The sequence below is a fragment of the Collinsella sp. CLA-ER-H10 genome (assembly GCF_040092475.1).
In the GTDB taxonomy this organism is placed as follows: domain Bacteria; phylum Actinomycetota; class Coriobacteriia; order Coriobacteriales; family Coriobacteriaceae; genus Collinsella.
Map to the genome: position 1 here is coordinate 1 of NZ_JBBNLM010000057.1, position 670 is coordinate 670.

Consider the following 670-nt stretch of genomic DNA (forward strand, 5'->3'; position numbering starts at 1 on the left):
CGCCTCCCTAACGAAAGCAAGGTGCTCGATGGCCGATAGCGTGGGATAGAGATCCGCGCTGCCCGAAGAGCTCAGGTAGACGAGTTCTGCAAATTCGGCTGATCGACGCTGGCAGATTCCGTCTGCCGCCAGGCTTCCCGAGCGGATGCGGGTGGGAAATTGGCCCGACAGCGCTTCAAGAAGGGTGGTTTTCCCCGAGCCGTTGGGGGCAATGAGGCCCGCCGCCGTTCCCGGGCCCAAGAAAAGCGACCCGATTGAAAGTATCGTCGTGCTCCCGTATCCCACGCTCGCGTCCAGAAGCTCGAGCCCATGGTGCTTTTTCGCGGGTCCAGGCTGTTTGGGGGAACGTGTCGCAACGGCGCCGACCGCAAAAAAGACCGCGACGTATGCCAGGGCCACGGCAAGCATCGATGCGCTGCCTGAACCGGAGCCAATGAATTCTGTCGGGAAGCATCCTACGTAACCCGTTGCCTCGATAGGCGAGAATACGGCCAGCGGCAGGAGATTGAGCGCGGCGTTATGCCCTAGTGCCGAATCGGACAGTAACGGGAATGCCGGGGCCGCGACAAGCAGCGCGGAGGTAAGGGGGCCCGCGAGGACGCGCCTCGTTGCGGTCGATAGGACGGCGGAGCAAACGGATATCAAGGTTCCGCCCGCAAGAAGCGCGAGA

1 protein-coding gene is annotated in these 670 nt (G+C 62.5%); it reads right to left on the reverse strand.

Annotated elements, in window-relative coordinates; genetic code table 11:
• Positions 1–408 (reverse strand): ATP-binding cassette domain-containing protein (locus AAAX36_RS09480; RefSeq protein ID WP_349075302.1); only part of this gene is annotated, 408 nt, incomplete at its 3' end.
• Positions 409–670: the final 262 nt, after the last annotated feature.